At 46.0% G+C, this 522-nt stretch carries 1 pseudogene; it reads left to right on the forward strand.

The window, feature by feature from the left end:
- Window positions 1-522 (forward strand): annotated as a pseudogene (locus R7E78_RS30395) (MFS transporter); the annotation flags it as partial.

A 522-nucleotide genomic window follows, 5' to 3' on the forward strand; every position in this document is an offset into this window, starting at 1 on the left:
ACAAAGCGTGCGTGAAATACCGGGCTTTTTAGCCTTTACCGCCGTGTTTGTGTTGTTGTTTATCCGCGAACAACGATTCATGCTGGTGTCTTTCGCGATACTAACGCTTGGTACAGCATTAACAGGTTACTTTCCCACTTTGTACGGTTTACTTTTTACGACCTTGTTGATGTCCACTGGTTTTCACTACTTTGAAACATTGAAGCAGTCCCTGTCTTTGCAATGGCTATCGAAAGAAGAAGCGCCAGAAATGCTAGGCAAGTTTATCTCGGTCGGCGCGCTGGCTTCGCTATTTACCTACGGCGCGATTTGGATTTTGCTAGAGCAGCTTAAATTTGATTTCAAAACCGTGTATTTGCTGGCGGGTGGCGTTGGCTTTGTGTTGATCATCGTGATGGCACTGGCGTTTCCTCAGTTCAAAACAGCTGTGCCACACAATAAGAAACTCGTACTGCGTAAACGCTACTGGTTGTATTACGCGCTCACTTTTATGAGTGGTGCGCGTCGACAGATTTTCACTGT

It is taken from the genome of Vibrio sp. YT-19(2023) (assembly GCF_033337395.1).